The following is a 17,819-nucleotide window of genomic DNA, read 5'->3' on the forward strand; positions in this document are numbered from 1 at the left end:
ATAATGATGTCCGGATATAGTTGACAACTGGTTGGCTGATACACCTATTATTATAGTTTTAGTCTTTTAAGGGATGATTATACACTATATTTTTGTTATTCGTTATTGGGGTAAATTTAGATTACTAATTTCCCAGAAAGCGGCGATGATTTTTTCTGATAATCGTCTTTTTTGTACACAAATGCCGACATCGAACGGTTCCATTAAGTTGGTTGACCATTCGGTTATACGATCTTTTATCCGTTCTGGGCTGTTGTCCATCACGACTTTTGGTAATAAGGCTACGCCACAGCCTAAAGCAACCATTGATACAATGGCTTCGTGCCCAGCAACTGTTGCATAGATTTTTGGGTTGATGATTTTTCTTTGTTTGAACCATAAATCAATGCGGTGGCGGCTTGGTCCATGTTCTGGCAATATAAAGGGAACATTATTCCAGTCTGGTTGTTTTTGATGTAATTTGTCGCTAAATGAGCTATTAAGTTTAGGGATCAGCAAGACCATTTCAATTTCACCAAATTTTAAAAATTCAATGCCGTTTGGAAGTTGTTTGGGTTTTCCTGCAATGGCTAAATCGGCCGCATTTGATTGTATTTTTTCAACCGCATCAGCGGCATCGCCCGTTGATAGTTTGATTTCAACGAGTGGGTAGTGGATCCTAAAGCGATCAAGTATTTCAGGTAAGTGGCTATAGGCGGCAGTGACCGAGCAAAAAAGGGTCAATTCGCCAACAAGTTGTTGGTTCGATTGATCTAATTCGTGCTTTAGTTGTTGGTGTAGGTTTATGACCTGTTGAGCAAAGTGTTTGACCTTTTCGCCGACTTGAGTAATTTGTACTTGCCTATTGTCGCGAATAAATAGTGGATGTCCAAAGTGCTCTTCAAGCCGTTGGATTTGTCTTGATAAGGTTGATGGGCTAACATGCATGGCATTCGCGGTTATGCCAAAGTGGCAGGTTTCGCATAAATGTAAATACAGTTTTAAATCACGAATGTTCATAGTTATGGTTAGTTCCGGTTATTACGCTAAAATGCAGGATTTGTGTTTTTTTATTTAGAAACCGTAAGTCATGCATTACTCATTAGTGAAAATATTATGCATAGATAATCAAATAAGGCAAATGGCATTATGTGTAACATCAATGGCAAAATAGGCAGATACCTGTTAAAATGAGCGATTATTTTTTGTGAGTTAAAACAATTTATTTTATGACAGAACAAGCTTATTTAGACGAAGTCAATGCACGTCGCACTTTTGCGATTATTTCTCACCCTGATGCCGGTAAAACCACTATTACCGAAAAGGTGCTTTTATTTGGTCACGCAATCCAAACAGCTGGTACAGTTAAAGGCCGTGGCGCTAATGCCCAGCATGCTAAGTCAGACTGGATGGAAATGGAAAAACAACGTGGTATTTCAATTACCACCTCTGTTATGCAGTTTCCTTATAATGATTGTTTGGTTAATTTATTAGACACTCCCGGACACGAAGACTTTTCTGAAGATACTTACCGTACGTTAACAGCGGTTGATAGTTGTTTGATGGTGATTGATGCTGCAAAAGGGGTAGAGGATCGTACACGTAAATTGATGGAAGTGACGCGATTACGTAATACGCCAATTTTGACGTTTATGAATAAGTTAGACCGTGATATTCGCGACCCTATGGAATTGCTTGATGAAGTCGAAAACGAGCTAAATATAATGTGCGCACCAATTACTTGGCCGATTGGTTGTGGTAAGTTATTTAAGGGTGTCTATCATTTAGCGAAAGACGAAACATATCTTTACCAATCAGGCCAAGGTCATACAATACAAGAAGTCAGAATTATTAAAGGGTTAACTAACCCTGATTTGGATTTAGCTGTCGGTGATGATTTAGCACAGCAACTGCGTGAAGAACTTGAATTAGTACAAGGAGCATCAAATGAATTTGATTTAGATGCTTTTTTGTCGGGTGACTTAACGCCGGTCTTTTTTGGTACGGCATTAGGTAATTTTGGAGTTGATCATATGCTTGATGGTTTAACTGCTTGGGCACCAACTCCTCAACCTCGTCAAACTGATAAGCGTGAAGTTGAATCATCAGAAGAAAAATTTAGTGGTTTTGTTTTTAAAATTCAAGCTAATATGGATCCTAAACATCGTGACCGCGTGGCATTTATGCGCATTGTATCGGGTAAATATGAAAAAGGTATGAAGTTACGTCATGTGCGTATTGCCAAAGATATTAATATTTCTGATGCCTTAACATTTATGGCCGGCGATCGTGAACATGTTGAGGAAGCCTATGCTGGCGATATTATTGGTTTACATAATCACGGAACCATTCAAATTGGTGATACGTTTACTCAAGATGAAGATTTGAAATTTACTGGTATTCCTAACTTTGCGCCAGAACTATTTCGTCGAATTCGTCTTAAAGATCCACTTAAACAAAAGCAGTTACTAAAAGGATTAGTGCAATTGTCTGAAGAGGGCGCCGTTCAGGTGTTTCGTCCATTAACCAATAATGACTTAATTGTGGGTGCGGTTGGGGTGCTGCAATTTGATGTGGTGGTTGCGCGTTTAAAATCTGAATATAACGTTGAGGCGATTTATGAGGCCGTTAATGTTACAACTGCGCGTTGGGTTGAGTGTAGTGATGTGAAAAAACTGGAAGAATTTAAACGTAAATGCGAGCAAAACTTGGCTTTAGATGGGGGAGATAACCTTTCTTATATTGCGCCAAGTATGGTTAATTTGAATTTGACTGAAGAACGGTATCCTGATGTTGAATTTAGAAAAACTCGCGAACACTAATTTTTCATTGTTTATCATAAACTTTATTAAAATACAGTTGTATTTGGATAAAGTTACTTTTTGTTGTTACTTTTAAAACTGAGTTGAGCGAGCAGATATTATGGTTTATAAAAACAAAAAATTAATTAATTTTATTATTAGTGGGTTTATTGCGTTACTGCTTACTACTTCATCTTCATCTTTTGCTATCGCAAACAAGCTAACAACGCCTGTTTTGCTAGAAAAAGTACAACAAAGCGAACGCGATAAACGACAATATGAAGTTATTGAGCTGGCAAATAAAATGCGGGTATTACTCGTGTCAGATTCTAAAGCCGTAAAATCTCTGGCATCATTAGCATTGCCAGTGGGTTCTCTGCAAGATCCTAAAGATCAGCAAGGTTTGGCGCATTATACTGAACATATGGTGCTAATGGGCTCGACTAAGTATCCCGAACCAGCTAGCTTTTCTCAGTTTTTAAGTCTTCATTCTGGTAGCTATAATGCTAGTACTGCCACACATCGAACTGCGTTTTATTTTGAGGTCGAAAATAGCGCATTTGATAAAGCGCTAGACCATTTAGCTGATGCTATTGCTGAACCCAATTTAGATCCTAAATTTGCCGATAAAGAACGCAATGCTGTTAATGCCGAAATGACGATGGCTAGATCGAACGATGGTTTTCGTATTGAACAAGTTAATTCCGAAACTATTAACCCTAATCACCCATCGGCACAATTTTCGGGTGGCAATTTAGAAACATTAAGTGATAAGCCAAGTAGTAAATTACAAGATGCTTTAGTGACTTTTCATAAAGATTATTATTCGTCTAATATCATGGTGGGGGTAATTTATAGTAATCAGTCAATCAATAAATTAGCAAAATTAGCTGAAAACACCTTTGGTAAAATCCCTAATAAAAACATTAATGCTCCAATAGTTGATAAGCCAGCGATCACACCAAATGTGCTAAGCAAACAGATTGCAATGGTGCCAGCGCAACCTAAGAAATTGCTATTTTTACAATTTCCAATGGAAAACAATTTAGATAAATTTGCTGATAAAAGCGATGAATATATCACTTATTTAATTGATAATAGTAGTCCTAACACGTTGTCTGATCAGTTACAAAAGCAGGGACTTATTGAGGGTATTAGTTCATCTATCAACCCTATCCGTTATGGTAATAGCGGTATGTTGAGTATTAATGTGAGCTTAACCAACGATGGTCTCGCTCAAAAAGATAAAGTTATTGGGGCTATTTTTAATTATTTACAGTTAATTCAAAAGCAAGGAATTTCTGATGCTTATTATGAAGAACTTAAGAAAGTTTTAGCGTTAGAATTTAAGTATCAGGATGTTGAGCGTGATATGTCTTATGTGGAATGGCTATCTGATCAGATGTTGTTGTACCCCGTTAAAAATATATTAAATTCTGATTTTATTGCTAATAATTTTGATAAAACAGCGATCACCACTCGCTTAAAAAGCCTAACGCCCGATAACGTTAGAGTTTGGATTATTTCACCAAATCAAACAACTAATAAGACGGCTTATTTTGTAGACGCACCTTATAAAATCGATAATATTACTAGTGAGCAAAAAGCGAATTGGTTGGCTTTAGGCAAAAATTTCACATTTAGTTTACCTGAATTAAATCCTTATATTCCTGACGATTTTTCAATTGTGAAGCAAAACCGTGCTCAAGCTCAACCAGCTGGGTTTAGTAAACGTGGTAATCATCTTCATTTTGTTAGTCAATATTTCAAAACTGAACCTAAAGCGGTGATTGTGCTTTCGTTACGGAATAACGAGGCTTTTAGTGACGCTAAAGCAGAAGTCGCTTTTAATCTACTTGATTACATTGCAAGTCGTAATTTAGAACAATTACGATTTCAGGCTAGGGTTGCGGGTATTTCGTTATCAACGAATAATGATAATGGCCTGATGATTTCAGCTAGCGGCTTCAGTCAGCATCTACCTAAAATGGTGACAGCAATACTTAATAGTTATCGCAATGTGACGATTGATGAGCAAAGTTTAGTATTAGCTAAATCTTGGTATTTGCAAGAATTGGATAAATTTGAGCATGCTAAAAGTTATCGGTTGGCGGTTAATCCTGTTAATGAGTTGTCAGATTTACCGCATTATTTTGAACAGGATGAGAGACGTCAAATTATAGCAACCATGACTATTAATGACGTGTTAACTTATCGCGATAATTTATTAACCCACTCAGTACCTTATATGGTTAGCTTGGGTAATTTGTCTAACGAAGATTCTTTAGATCTTTATCATTCCATCCAGAAAACACTAGTACGTGATGTTGAATTTACTCCTGTTGATAATATTCAGATCAAAAAATCATTGGAGGCCAAAATGACTCAACATGCGAAAAGCACTGATAATGCTTTGATGATGAGCTATATTCCAACCGGTTATGATCGAATTAGTAGTAGCATGATAAGTTATACTCTGTCTAAAATCATATCGCCATGGTTTTTTGATCAATTGCGTACTAACGAGCAACTTGGTTACGCTGTATTTGCTGGCCCTGTTACAGTAGGGGATTCAGTAGGGATGAGTTTTATCATTCAAAGCAACCAATACGATCCAGCTTATTTATTTAAGCGTTATCAAGAATTCTATCCTGTTATATTAAATAAGCTTAAAGCATTATCTAAAGAAGATATAGAACAATATAAAAAAGCTGCACTTGATGAATTGAAAATGCCCCCGCAAACATTGGATGAAGAGTTTAGTCGTTATATGGCTGACTATCGGGATTCGCGTTTTGCGTTTGATTCACGGAACAAAAAAATTGAACAATTGAAAAAAATCACTCAACAAGATTTAGTTGATTTTTATAACCGTTCAGTTATGGATAAAAAAGGTTTTGTATTTGCATCGCAAGTTCTTGGTAAGCGTGAAGATAGTGCTAAACAACCAGAAGCAATTTCTGAGTTTACTGAATTTGAAAATGTATCGGCATTGCAAAATGAGTTATTAAAATAAGTATTATTTAAGTTGTTGATGAAAATATAGATTACATCTGAAACATTTTGCCAAAAATTGGCATTGCTATCACCTTGTGATACACTGCCAAAATCCCAATAGTTTGAGTATATTATGATTACTGGATCGATTGATTATTGTGCTATAGGTCAACGTTTACGTGCGTATCGGATTGCCGCTTCGCTGAAGGCTGAAGATGTTGCTGACAGTCTTAAAATTTCAAGAGCAGCAGTCTATCGGTTAGAAAAAGGCGAAATCGTTAAAATTGAAACTTTAGAACGGTTGGCCTTGTTACTCGATACTTCTTTTGCGAGTTTGCTTGGAATTGATACCGAATATTACTCGAGTGGTGACGGTTTTTTTGAGCGTATGCGCCAGTTAGAAGAACAATCAACCCATATCTATTCTCATTTCGACCCTTTTTCATTTTTATTAACTTCACCTGATTATTTGACTCATTTAGCTATGATGCTAAATGAATCAAACGAGTTGATTGATCATCAAAAATATTCAGTTATTTTGTCGATTTTAAAAGAACGTAAAAAGCAGTTTCATCAATCAGTTCCAAAGGTTATCAATTTAATTAGCTTACGTAATGTAGAGCGTTTTTTGCATATTGGCTTAGTAGGAAATCTGACAATTTCGCCAGGTAAGAAGTCTGAAAGAATGTTATTAGCACGTAAAGAAGTTTATCATTTAATTGAACTGATAGAACAACAATCCTTTGCTCCAACTATTGCTATTACACAAGAAGCTATTCCATCAATCGCTTTTCAGATTTTTTATCAGGATGGAAATCCTATTTCATTAGCAATGAGTCCGTTTCGATTAGGTGAGTTACCTAATGTTACTACTGGTATTGCGTCAATCACATCATCTTATGATGCTATTAAACGGTATCGTCATTTATTTGATAAGTTATGGCAAAATAGTGCTAAAGATAGGCAAGCAATTGATTTATTAAAAACGACACTAGAAAAATTTTAAAGAATATTAAAGAGAGTCATTATGTTATCCCTAACATTACAACCGATAAAAAGATTTAATGGTACTATTAATTTGCCAGGTTCAAAAAGTGTTTCTAATCGTGCGTTATTACTATCAGCATTGAGTAAAGGTAATACACGCTTAACTAATTTGCTTGATAGTGATGATGTGCGTTATATGCTTGATGCACTTGCGGCCTTGGGTGTTAAGTATCAGCTATCACATGATCGCACCATTTGTGATGTTCAAGGTGTGGGCGGAATTTTGCAATCGACCCATGCCTTAGAACTATTTTTAGGTAATGCAGGGACTGCTATGCGTCCTTTAGCTGCGGCATTATGCCTTGGTCATAATAACATTGTGTTAACCGGCGAGCCACGTATGAAGGAACGTCCGATTGGTCATTTAGTTGATGCTCTACGCCAAGGTGGTGCTAAAATTGATTATCTTGAAAATAAAGGTTATCCGCCGCTACATATTCAAGGTGGTTTTACTGGTGGTAACATTGATGTTGATGGCTCGGTATCTAGCCAGTTTTTAACTGCGTTATTAATGGCTTCGCCACTAGCCCAAAATGATACTCAAATTACCATAATTGGCGATTTGGTTTCTAAACCTTATATTGATATTACTATCAAAATGATGGCTATTTTTGGTGTTTCGGTGACAAATCATAACTATCAAAAATTTATTATTAAAGCTAATCAGTGTTATCAAGCGCCAGGTGATTATTTAGTTGAAGGCGATGCCTCTTCTGCTTCTTATTTTTTAGCAGCGGCTGCAATTAAAGGTGGCACAGTGAGAGTCACGGGTATTGGTAAAAAAAGTTTACAAGGTGATACACAATTTGCCCATGTGCTTGAAAAAATGGGCGCTAAAGTAACTTGGGCTGATGATTATATTGAATGTTCATGTGGTGAATTACACGGTATTGATATGGATATGAACCATATCCCTGATGCGGCAATGACCATTGCTACAACAGCACTGTTTGCTAAAACTCCTACTACCATTCGCAATATCTATAATTGGCGAGTTAAAGAAACTGATCGCTTACATGCAATGGCTACGGAGTTAAAAAAGGTTGGTGCAACCGTTGATGAAGGTCGCGATTATATTACTATTGTGCCACCCGCTAAATTAACCCATGCTGAAATTGAAACTTATAATGATCATCGTATCGCTATGTGTTTTTCATTGGTGGCACTTTCTGATACGTCTGTGACAATATTAGATCCTAAATGCACAATGAAGACTTTTCCTGATTATTTTGAACAATTTAAACGATTAAGCGAAGAATAAAATGAATAAATTTGTTCCCGTTGTTGCTGTTGATGGGCCAAGTGGTGTTGGTAAAGGCACTTTATGCCAAGCGTTAGCTAATCATTTTAAATGGCATCTTTTAGATTCTGGCGCTATCTATCGTGTACTAGCACTTAGCGCACTTAAGCAAGGCATTGCGTTGGATGATGAAAGTCAATTAGCCCAATTAGCCCTTAATTTGCCACTAACGTTTGATACTTATGGTTGTGACGTTAAAGTGTTATTAGATAATGTTGATGTCACTAACGAAATTCGTACAGAACAAACGGGTGGGGTAGCATCAAAAGTAGCCGCAATTAATTCTGTTAGAACAGCTTTATTACAGCGCCAACGTGACTTTAGGAAAGCTCCAGGCTTGATTGCTGATGGTCGTGATATGGGTAGCGTGGTGTTTAGTGATGCGCCAGTTAAAATTTTTCTTGATGCAAGTGCGCACTCTCGTGCAGAAAGGCGAATGAAACAGTTGCAACATAAGCAAAATCATGTTAAATTCGCCGAAATTTTGCAGGAGATAACTGCGCGTGATGAGCGTGATCGTAATCGGGCTGTTGCGCCGCTAAAACCTGCTGTTGATGCACTAATAATTGATACTACATCGCTTTCGATTCAAGATGTTTTTAATCAATCTATTACGTATATAAACAAAAGAATTGCGTTGTAAGTTTGTTTTACAGCGTGTGTTAACCAAGCTCTATTTCAAGGATGAGTGGAGTATCGTAAATAACCCCATAAGACAGGATGTAATGTGGACGTTAATATTAATTTAAGATATAAAAATATGACTGAATCTTTTGCTCAACTCTTTGAAGAGTCTTTAAATCAACTAGACACTCGTTCTGGTAATATGATCCGCGGTACTGTCGTTGCTATCGACAAAGATGTTGTTTTAGTTGATGCTGGTTTAAAATCTGAATCGGCAATTCCAGTAGAGCAGTTTAAAAATGCCCAAGGCGAATTAGAAGTTCAAGTCGGTGACGTTGTTGATGTTGTACTTGACTCAATTGAAGATGGTTTCGGTGAAACAATCTTATCTCGTGAAAAAGCTAAACGTCATGAAGCGTGGCTAGTTTTAGAAAAAGCAGTTGATGATGCTGCAACAGTTTTAGGTGTTATCAATGGTAAAGTTAAAGGTGGCTTTACGGTTGATCTTAATGGCGTTCGTGCGTTCCTTCCAGGTTCGCTTGTTGATGTTCGCCCATTACGCGATACTTCTCATATCGAAAACAGAGAAATTGAATTAAAAGTTATTAAATTAGATCAAAAACGCAATAACGTTGTTGTTTCACGTCGTGCAGTTATTGAATCAGAAAATAGCGCAGAAAGAGAACAACTTCTTGAAAATCTACAAGAAGGTTCTGAAGTTAAAGGTATTATCAAAAATCTTACTGATTACGGTGCATTTGTTGATCTTGGTGGCGTTGATGGTTTACTTCATATCACTGATATGGCTTGGAAACGCGTTAAACATCCAAGTGAAGTGGTTGAAGTGGGTCAAGAATTACTTGTTAAAGTACTTAAATTTGACAAAGACCGTTCACGTGTATCACTTGGCTTAAAACAATTAGGCGAAGATCCATGGGTTTCAATTGCTAAACGTTACCCTGAAGGTACTAAAGTAACAGGTAAGGTAACTAACTTAACTGACTACGGTTGTTTTGTTGAAATCGAAACAGGTGTCGAAGGTTTAGTTCACGTTTCTGAAATGGATTGGACAAACAAAAATATTCACCCATCTAAAGTGGTTAGCTTAGGTGATGAAGTTGAGGTAATTGTTCTTGAAATTGATGAAGAACGTCGTCGTATTTCTCTTGGTCTTAAACAATGTAAACCAAATCCATGGTTACAGTTTGCTGAATCACACAATAAAGGTGATAAAGTTAGCGGTAAGATCAAATCAATCACTGATTTTGGTATTTTCATTGGTTTAGATGGCGGTATTGATGGTTTAGTTCATCTTTCAGATATCTCTTGGAATATGCCTGGTGAAGAAGCGGTTAAAGCTTATAAGAAAGGCGATGATATTGAGGCGGTTGTGTTACAAGTTGATGCTGAACGTGAGCGTATCTCTTTAGGTATTAAACAACTAGAAGACGATCCATTCAGTAGTTTTGCTTCTAACTACAAAAAAGGTACAATTGTTAAAGGTGCTGTAACTGCAGTTGATGCTAAAGGTGCGACTATCGAAATCGCTGAAGGTATCGAAGGTTACTTAAAAGCACAAGATATCGCTCGTGAGCGTATTGAAGATGCGACAACTGTATTAAAAGTAGGTGATGAAGTTGAAGCTAAAATTGTGAATATTGACCGTAAAACTCGTGCAATTTCATTATCGGTACGTGCTAAAGATGAAGCTGACGAAAAAGAAGCACTTGCTGCGGTAAATAACACTGCAACTCAAGAAGATGCATCATTTACTAATGCGATGGCTGAAGCATTCAAAGCCGCATCAAAAACTGAGTAAAAAATATTGATGTAAAGAGTAAAGAGGGCTTGCCCTCTTTTTCTTTTATGGTATAGAATGAAAAAGTTACGTGCCACATAAATAAATTAGGAGTGATCATGAACAGATCAGATTTAGTAGAACGAATTGTTAACTGGCGGACACATCTTCCTATGCAACTAGTTGATGATTCAGTTAGAGATATCATTGAGCAGATCGCTTTAGCTATGGAAAGTAACGATCGTGTAGAAATTCGAGGCTTTGGTAGTTTTAGTTTAAACTATCGTGCACCACGTAAAGCAAGAAACCCAAGAACCGGTGGTAATGTTGAAGTTAAACATAAATATATTCCTCACTTTAAACCGGGTAAAGAGCTGCGTGAGAGAGTAAATAATGCAGCAAAAGCATAGTCTTTAAATTCTATACTTAGCTAAAAGCCTTTGAGTCAAATCAATGGCTTTTTTATTTTAAACAATTGAACTCCTCTTATTTTATCTAGGCCCCTCCATAATTAATTAGTTAAAACAAATCAACGTTTCTTTAGTTATCATCGTTAACAATCTCTGAATCGTTACATGTAATTTCAGTAAATCTTATCAAGATTAATGGTTAAAATGGAATTCAGATCGAAAGATTCAAATTCAGTTATTTTTTTATAATATCAATTGATAAGCTGACTTTTTATTTGAATGAATATAGCGAGCGCAGATGCGACAATTTTGTTCTCTTGATTTATTGGCGATCATGTTTTCATTAGGTTGTTTACCGTTATTGTTTTTGCCACATTTATTATCTGATCTTCAGTGGTATTTTATTGCCATTATCCTAGTCATTTTGACCTTGATTTTTCCGGCTAAATTGAGTTGGTATTTGTCTATTTTTGTTGTGTTTGGTTTAGGTGTTTTGTGGTCTACTGCTTATTCTAAGCAATATTTATCAAGTATTTCGCCTTATATCGATAAAACGCTAGTTGTTAAAGCCAAAGTCCAAAATATCAATACTAGACAAGCTACAACAGCTATTGAACCTTATTATATGTCATTTTCTGTTTTTTCTATTTCAGATGTTACGCTTTCTAATGATATTCTGATCTCAGTTTATTGGGATGATTTAGCTATACCAAAATCGGGTCAAATCTGGCAGTTAACACTAAAAACAAAAGTTGTGCATAGCTATTTAAATGAGGGGGGATTTGATAGCCAGCGCTTTTCGATAGCAAACCGAAGTCTATTATCTGCTAAAGTAATTGAAGCCAAACTGTTAGATGGTAAGTCTAATTTAAAACAATCTATTATTGACTTGGCATTACCTTACATTGATTTGTTTAGTTATCGAGGCATACTCCTTGCCCTTGCTTTTGGTGATCGTTCTCAATTAGATGATTCGCTTCGTACTGTGATGATGCAAACAGGTGTTGCTCATTTAATGGCAATATCTGGTATGCATATTTTATTAGTTTTTGGTCTTAGTTGTTTTTTTGTTAAGACTGTTCTGTTTTTTATTCCGAAACGTTTTATCTATTTTTTTGTACCGATTATCGTTGGTTGGTTATGTGCACTTTTTTATGCATGGTTAACTGGTTTCAGTCCACCTACATTGCGTGCTATATTGGCTTTATCAATTTGGATCTATTTACGTTATAAAAAGCATCAAATTAGTGCATGGCAAAAAGTTAATCGAATTATTGCGTTGTTATTGTTGTTTGATCCGTTGATGATTTTATCTGAGAGTTTTTGGTTATCTTGTTATGCGGTAATTAGCTTAATTTTTTTATTTGAATGGTTACCAATACCTCAAGAAATAAAGTATAAAAAGCGTTGGTATATGGTTAGGTTATTGCATCTGCAATTGGGGTTAACCTTGTTGTTATTGCCTATTGAACTTTTTGTTTTTCAGGGCGTTAGTGTGGTTTCTATTTTAACGAATTTAATTGCTATTCCTATTATTTCATTATGCACTTTTCCTGCTGTTTTATTTGCGTTGGCATTTAGTCTTATGGATTGTTTTTATATCGCATTATGGTGGTGGATGGTTGCTGATAAATCGTTGGAATGGTTATTTTTCAGTTTGAATTGGTTTAATTTATTGTGGCTTAATATTCCTTCATACTTTTATTTGTTAAGTTTTTTGGGCTGGCTAATTGTCATTATAATACGCACTGGAGCGTGGCGTTGTTTTGGAATTACTTTATTCGTCATTTTTATGCTATTAGTTACGCCACTTTTTAAACATCAGCATTATCGTTGGCGATTGGATATGCTCGATGTAGGTCATGGATTGGCGATTGTTATTCATGATGGAAAGTCAGCTATTTTGTATGATACGGGAGCCAACTGGGGAAAAAGTTCCGCTATGGAAAAGGTGATTATTCCTTTTTTGCAATGGCATAATTTGAATGTACAAGGCATTATTATTAGTCATCAACATAATGATCATGTTGGAGGTTTGAAATTGCTTCAAAAAATTTACCCTAAGGCATGGTTAATGAGTTCCTCTTTTGATTTAAATAATGACTATTCATGTTTAGCTGGTAATCGTGTTAATTGGAACGAGTTGACATTTAATATATTGTGGCCTAATAAATTGGTTGAATATGCCCAAAATGAGGACTCTTGTGTAATACAAGTAACTGATGGGAACTTTTCTGTATTATTAACTGGGGATTTAGAGCGAAATCAGGAATATCAGTTAGTGTCTAAGTATCGAAATCAGCTAGCTTCGACCATTTTGCAAACGCCACACCATGGTAGTAGTACGTCATCAAGTTATACTTTTTTAAGTCATGTTAAACCGCTAAGGTCGTTAGTTTCTACTTCCCGTTATAACCCTTGGAAATTGCCTTCCACTAAGGTAATGAAAAAATATCAAGATTTACAATTAGATTATTTTGTTACCGCGAAGAGTGGCCAAATAAGTCTATTTTTTGATAAACAAACCTGGCAATTAAAAACTATGCGGGGTGAAATTAAACCTCGATGGTATCATGATTGGTTTGGTAGTTTACCCATTTATGAGTAAAATAAGCTATTATTTGTTATAAGCAGCTATTTTAATAATTGTTATATAGACATTGGAATATAAAACAATTTTACAAAATTTAATTGAGTGATGTTAAAGTTATGATTGAAAAACTATGGTATGGTAAAAATCGTTTATTTTGGTTACTTATACCATTTTCTTTACTATATGGTTTGATTGTTTTTGTTCGTCGCTCTTTGTATCGGTTAGGTATTCTTAAATCTTGGCGTTCTCCTATACCTATTATCATTATCGGCAATTTATCTGTTGGCGGTAATGGCAAAACGCCACTGGTTGTTGGTTTAATTGAATCGTTAAAACAAAAAGGGTTACAAGTCGGAGTTGTTTCGAGAGGGTATGGTGGTAAGGCTGATAACTATCCGCTTATTTTAAATAATACAACCACAACCGAACAAGCTGGTGACGAGCCGGTACTTATTTTTCAACGTACTCATGTGCCTGTCGCGGTATCGCCCCATCGAGCTGAAGCTGTTCAATCATTATTAAAGCAGTATGATTTAGATGTTATTTTGACTGATGATGGTTTGCAACATTATGCATTAGCACGCGACATTGAAGTGGTAGTGGTTGATGGAAAACGTTTATTTGGTAATGGATGGTGGATGCCAGCCGGACCAATGAGAGAGCGAAAAAGACGATTAAAATCGGTTGATCTGATTATTATAAACGGTGATAGTGTAAATAATCTGGCTGAACAGTATCCAAATAAAACGTACACCATGCAATTAACACCACTATATGCAGTAAATTTGCTAACTAAAGAAAAAAAAGCATTATCTTCATTGCAAAATATTTGTGCTATTGCGGGTATTAGTAATCCAAAACGTTTTTTTGATATGCTCATCAACATGAAAATTGATGTGGTTAAAACAGCTTCTTTTGCTGATCATCAAAAATTTACTTTGCCACTATTAAATGATTTGGCAAGTTGTGAACAAACACTTTTAATGACTGAAAAAGATGCAGTTAAATGTAGGCAATTTGCCCAGAAAAATTGGTGGTATCTACCTATTGATGCGGTAATACCTCATGAGGCAATTGATCAAATCTGTTTGTTATTAGCTAAGACAAAATCTCAAAGAGAATAAAATATGAAAGAAATCCTATTAAGCGCACTTGCTTGTCCTAAGTGCCATGGCCAACTACAATATGATGCCAACAACCAGCAGTTGATTTGCCAAGCAGATAATCTGGTTTATGTAATAAAAGATAGCATTCCTGTTTTGCTTGAATGTGAAGCAAAACCACTAAATCAATCACCGTCTGTTCAAGAATAAAATATAAGGCATTAGTTATGAATTTTTCGGTTATTATTCCTGCTAGGTATGCTTCAAGCCGTTTACCTGCTAAGCCATTGGCGGATATTCACGGTAAACCTATGATTGTGCGTGTGATGGAGCAAGCAAAAAAATCGTCAGCTAATCGAGTGATTATTGCAACTGATCATCAACAAGTTTTTGATGTAGTCAAAGCGTATGGTGGTGAAGTCATTCTTACTAGTGACAAGCATAATTCTGGTACAGAAAGGTTGGCAGAAGTTATTAATGCTTTCCAATTTGCTGATGATGAAATCATTGTTAATGTGCAGGGGGATGAACCTTTAATTCCTCCTGTTATTATTGACCAAGTGGCTGAAAATTTGGTGCAATATAAAACGGGAATGGCAACATTAGCGGTGCCAATTGATTCTGTTGAAGAAGCATTTAATACCGGTGCGGTTAAAGTTGTGACCGACAAAAAGGGTTATGCGCTTTATTTTTCTCGTGCTACGATTCCTTGGGAACGCGATCGTTTTTCTAAATCGGTTGATCTATTAAAACAGTCCAGTATTGGTAATTTTTATCTTCGCCATATTGGTATTTATGCTTATCGCGCTGGTTTTATTCGCAAGTATATTAATTGGGCGCCATCTACACTTGAGCAAATTGAGATGTTAGAACAGCTTAGAGTACTTTGGTACGGCGAAAAAATACATGTTGCAGTTGCAAAGCAATCGCCAGCAATTGGCGTCGATACGCAAGAAGATTTAGAAAAAGTAAGGGCACTATTTAAGGATTGATCTATGGCTGATTTTACCGGCTTTACCCAAGCTGGTCTTAATTTTTTGCAAGACGTTTGGATAAATAACAGCAAACTATGGTTTGAAGAACATCGTGCTATTTATGATAATGATTTAGTCAAGCCGTTTAGACTTTTGGTTGAACAACTAACACCAGAAATGCTCAAAATTGATGAGTGGTTTGAAACTCGTCCTGCTATTGGTAAAACGATTTCACGTATATATCGCGATACCCGTTTTTCAAATGATAAATCACTTTATCGTAATCGGCTATGGTTAACGTTTAAACGACCTAATCTAGATTGGAAAGAAGCTCCCGCTTACTTTTTTTAAATTAATCCAAGTAGTTATCGATATGGTCTTGGTTATTATTGTTCATCAAAACAAACGATGGATATTTTTCGGAAAGAAATCCTTAATGATACTAAGAAATTTTTAGCGATGACGCATTGTGTTAAAAAACCATTTGAGCTTGTTGGTGAAAGTTATAAACGACCGTTAATCAAAGAGCAAGATGCAAAAATAGCTACATGGTATAACCGAAAAAACCTTGCGGTTATGGTGACAAGCAATCATATTGAAGACGTGTTAAATAGTGATTTACCCCAAAAATTGGCTAAAGGGTTTAAACAGCTAGTCCCGTTTTATGATTACTTAATGCGAGTGGAGATGATTAAAAACATACCAGCTCTTTAATTTTGTTAAATTGATTTTTTATATTAAATATTAGGCAAGCTTAATATAAGTTCTTTAACATCATTGATTATAAATTGTGTACCAACACAAACTAATAAAAATCCCATAATTCTTGAAGTGGCTTTAATGCTAATTTTCCCCATAAAACGTATTATGCTGCCGGCACTGTGCATACAAAACCAAAGAATAATACATAGCAATAAAGGCACTAATATTGAGGCAGTGTAAACAACCCAAGTGGAAACGTCATAGCCACCACTTTTTACTGTTGATGACATACTGATGATCATTGCTATGGTTCCTGGTCCAGCGGTACTTGGCATGGCGAGTGGAACAAAAGCGATATTATTTGAGATCTCTTTCTTTTTTGCCTCTGCTTCAAGGCTTTTATATGATGGCTGTTGTGGAAATAACATTCTAAAGCCAATAATGCCAACAATCATACCACCAGTAATGCGTAATCCAGAAATCGATATACCAAACGTAGTCATCACCAATTGCCCGCAATAAAACGACACTACCATAATCATAAATACATAAATACAGGTTAGTTTTGATTGGTAATTACGTTCTTCATTGGTCATATCACCGGATAGACCTAATAAAAGTACCACTGTGGTTAATGGATTTGTTAATGGAATAAATAAAATTAAACTAAAACCGATAGTTTGTATAAGTTCTAGTATAGATTTATTTAGGTCTGAAAAAAGTTCTGTTAAGTATAATTGAAATGGATAGAAAATGGTATGCGGGCGTAAGTTAACGCCCAATATTGTATGATAAATGAATGATGATTTTAGAATGGGATGTCGTCATCAAAATCCATTGGGGGTTCTGGTGTAGCTGCAGGTTGTGCCGGTGTGTTTTGTGTTGTCGGACGAGATTGAGACGCTGGTGCTGATGAAGTATTATTAGCACTTTGTCCCCAGTTTTGTGAACTACCATCCATATTTTCACCGCTATTACGTGATCCTAAAATTTGTAAAATACCGCCAATTGGATTGATCACAACTTCTGTCGTGTAACGATCTTGCCCTGATTGATCTTGCCATTTTCGCGTTTGTAGTTGTCCTTCAAGGTAGACTTGAGTGCCTTTTTTTATATACTCGCCTGCGATCTCAGCGAGTTTACCAAATACAACAACACGATGCCATTCAGTACGATCTCGGGTTTCACCTGTTTGTTTATCCTTCCATGATTCTGATGTTGCGACACTAAAATTAGCAACTGCATTACCATTGGGCATGTAACGAACTTCGGGATCTTGACCTAAATTACCAACTAAAATGACTTTATTTATTCCTCTATTGGCCATTATTAACTCCTAAAAATTGCATAAGTATTTAAGCCGCATATTGTAACATGAGACTGCAGTAATATCAGCGAATTTAATTCAATAATGGAATTTTGTCCTCATTTTGTAAAAATATAGAAAGATTGGCTTAGACATAGGAATTTATTGTTATAACGGGTATAATG

The 17,819-nt window shown here is 36.0% G+C and carries 14 protein-coding genes and 1 pseudogene; 12 read left to right on the forward strand and 3 right to left on the reverse strand.

The features are described 5' to 3' along the window. Window positions 1-102: 102 nt before the first annotated feature. The gene (gene ilvY, locus ACYH9I_RS07325) at window positions 103-999 is read right to left on the reverse strand and encodes an HTH-type transcriptional activator IlvY (protein ID WP_483560005.1); all 897 of its coding nucleotides are present in this window, start codon (window positions 997-999) and stop codon (window positions 103-105) included. A gap of 209 nt (window positions 1,000-1,208) precedes the next feature. Between ilvY and prfC the strand changes: the two genes are divergently transcribed. The 12 genes and pseudogenes from prfC (at window position 1,209) to ACYH9I_RS07385 (ending at window position 16,340) form a co-directional block, all read left to right on the forward strand. Beyond that, window positions 1,209-2,801 (forward strand): peptide chain release factor 3, encoded by a 1,593-nt coding sequence (prfC, locus tag ACYH9I_RS07330; protein WP_483560006.1) that lies wholly within the window; start codon window positions 1,209-1,211, stop codon window positions 2,799-2,801. A 100-nt stretch (window positions 2,802-2,901) separates the two neighbouring features. Further along, on the forward strand, window positions 2,902-5,796 hold the full coding sequence (gene ptrA / locus ACYH9I_RS07335; protein ID WP_483560007.1) for a pitrilysin: 2,895 nt from the start codon (window positions 2,902-2,904) through the stop codon (window positions 5,794-5,796). Between the two features lie 114 nt (window positions 5,797-5,910). Then, complete coding sequence (locus ACYH9I_RS07340) at window positions 5,911-6,783, forward strand: helix-turn-helix domain-containing protein (RefSeq protein ID WP_483560009.1); 873 nt, start codon at window positions 5,911-5,913, stop codon at window positions 6,781-6,783. A gap of 18 nt (window positions 6,784-6,801) precedes the next feature. After that, the gene (gene aroA, locus ACYH9I_RS07345; protein ID WP_483560101.1) at window positions 6,802-8,085 is read left to right on the forward strand and encodes a 3-phosphoshikimate 1-carboxyvinyltransferase; all 1,284 of its coding nucleotides are present in this window, start codon (window positions 6,802-6,804) and stop codon (window positions 8,083-8,085) included. A 1-nt stretch (window position 8,086) separates the two neighbouring features. Beyond that, a complete protein-coding gene (gene cmk / locus ACYH9I_RS07350; RefSeq protein WP_483560011.1) occupies window positions 8,087-8,767 on the forward strand; it encodes a (d)CMP kinase in 681 nt (226 codons plus the stop codon). Window positions 8,768-8,884: 117 nt separating this feature from the next. After that, a complete protein-coding gene (gene rpsA / locus ACYH9I_RS07355) occupies window positions 8,885-10,567 on the forward strand; it encodes a 30S ribosomal protein S1 (protein ID WP_483560013.1) in 1,683 nt (560 codons plus the stop codon). 98 nt (window positions 10,568-10,665) lie between these two features. Then, window positions 10,666-10,956 (forward strand): integration host factor subunit beta, encoded by a 291-nt coding sequence (ihfB, locus tag ACYH9I_RS07360; protein WP_091349902.1) that lies wholly within the window; start codon window positions 10,666-10,668, stop codon window positions 10,954-10,956. A 298-nt stretch (window positions 10,957-11,254) separates the two neighbouring features. After that, entirely contained in the window at window positions 11,255-13,564 is a 2,310-nt protein-coding gene (locus tag ACYH9I_RS07365) for a DNA internalization-related competence protein ComEC/Rec2 (RefSeq protein ID WP_483560014.1), read from the forward strand. Between the two features lie 101 nt (window positions 13,565-13,665). Further along, complete coding sequence (gene lpxK / locus ACYH9I_RS07370) at window positions 13,666-14,673, forward strand: tetraacyldisaccharide 4'-kinase (protein WP_483560016.1); 1,008 nt, start codon at window positions 13,666-13,668, stop codon at window positions 14,671-14,673. A gap of 3 nt (window positions 14,674-14,676) precedes the next feature. Then, complete coding sequence (locus tag ACYH9I_RS07375; RefSeq protein WP_483560018.1) at window positions 14,677-14,862, forward strand: Trm112 family protein; 186 nt, start codon at window positions 14,677-14,679, stop codon at window positions 14,860-14,862. A 17-nt stretch (window positions 14,863-14,879) separates the two neighbouring features. Continuing rightward, window positions 14,880-15,644 (forward strand): 3-deoxy-manno-octulosonate cytidylyltransferase, encoded by a 765-nt coding sequence (gene kdsB / locus ACYH9I_RS07380; RefSeq protein ID WP_483560020.1) that lies wholly within the window; start codon window positions 14,880-14,882, stop codon window positions 15,642-15,644. 3 nt (window positions 15,645-15,647) lie between these two features. Beyond that, window positions 15,648-16,340 (forward strand): annotated as a pseudogene (locus tag ACYH9I_RS07385) (DUF2461 domain-containing protein). A gap of 23 nt (window positions 16,341-16,363) precedes the next feature. Here ACYH9I_RS07385 and ACYH9I_RS07390 read toward each other — a convergent pair. Together ACYH9I_RS07390 and ACYH9I_RS07395 are read right to left on the reverse strand one after the other, a co-directional pair. Next, complete coding sequence (locus tag ACYH9I_RS07390; protein ID WP_483560103.1) at window positions 16,364-17,026, reverse strand: MarC family NAAT transporter; 663 nt, start codon at window positions 17,024-17,026, stop codon at window positions 16,364-16,366. 110 nt (window positions 17,027-17,136) lie between these two features. Beyond that, window positions 17,137-17,655: a single-stranded DNA-binding protein gene (locus ACYH9I_RS07395; protein ID WP_483560022.1), complete on the reverse strand. Its 519-nt coding sequence runs from the start codon at window positions 17,653-17,655 to the stop codon at window positions 17,137-17,139. Window positions 17,656-17,819: the final 164 nt, after the last annotated feature.

It is taken from the genome of Gilliamella sp. X-23 (assembly GCF_057063545.1).

Excerpts from the sequence above, each read along its gene's own strand:
- ilvY (WP_483560005.1), bottom strand. The coding sequence starts at position 999 with ATGAACATTCGTGATTTAAAACTGTATTTACATTTATGCGAAACCTGC.
- prfC (WP_483560006.1), top strand. The coding sequence starts at position 1,209 with ATGACAGAACAAGCTTATTTAGACGAAGTCAATGCACGTCGCACTTTT.
- ptrA (WP_483560007.1), top strand. The coding sequence starts at position 2,902 with ATGGTTTATAAAAACAAAAAATTAATTAATTTTATTATTAGTGGGTTT.
- ACYH9I_RS07340 (WP_483560009.1), top strand. The coding sequence starts at position 5,911 with ATGATTACTGGATCGATTGATTATTGTGCTATAGGTCAACGTTTACGT.
- cmk (WP_483560011.1), top strand. The coding sequence starts at position 8,087 with ATGAATAAATTTGTTCCCGTTGTTGCTGTTGATGGGCCAAGTGGTGTT.
- rpsA (WP_483560013.1), top strand. The coding sequence starts at position 8,885 with ATGACTGAATCTTTTGCTCAACTCTTTGAAGAGTCTTTAAATCAACTA.
- ihfB (WP_091349902.1), top strand. The coding sequence starts at position 10,666 with ATGAACAGATCAGATTTAGTAGAACGAATTGTTAACTGGCGGACACAT.
- ACYH9I_RS07365 (WP_483560014.1), top strand. The coding sequence starts at position 11,255 with ATGCGACAATTTTGTTCTCTTGATTTATTGGCGATCATGTTTTCATTA.
- lpxK (WP_483560016.1), top strand. The coding sequence starts at position 13,666 with ATGATTGAAAAACTATGGTATGGTAAAAATCGTTTATTTTGGTTACTT.
- ACYH9I_RS07375 (WP_483560018.1), top strand. The coding sequence starts at position 14,677 with ATGAAAGAAATCCTATTAAGCGCACTTGCTTGTCCTAAGTGCCATGGC.
- kdsB (WP_483560020.1), top strand. The coding sequence starts at position 14,880 with ATGAATTTTTCGGTTATTATTCCTGCTAGGTATGCTTCAAGCCGTTTA.
- ACYH9I_RS07395 (WP_483560022.1), bottom strand. The coding sequence starts at position 17,655 with ATGGCCAATAGAGGAATAAATAAAGTCATTTTAGTTGGTAATTTAGGT.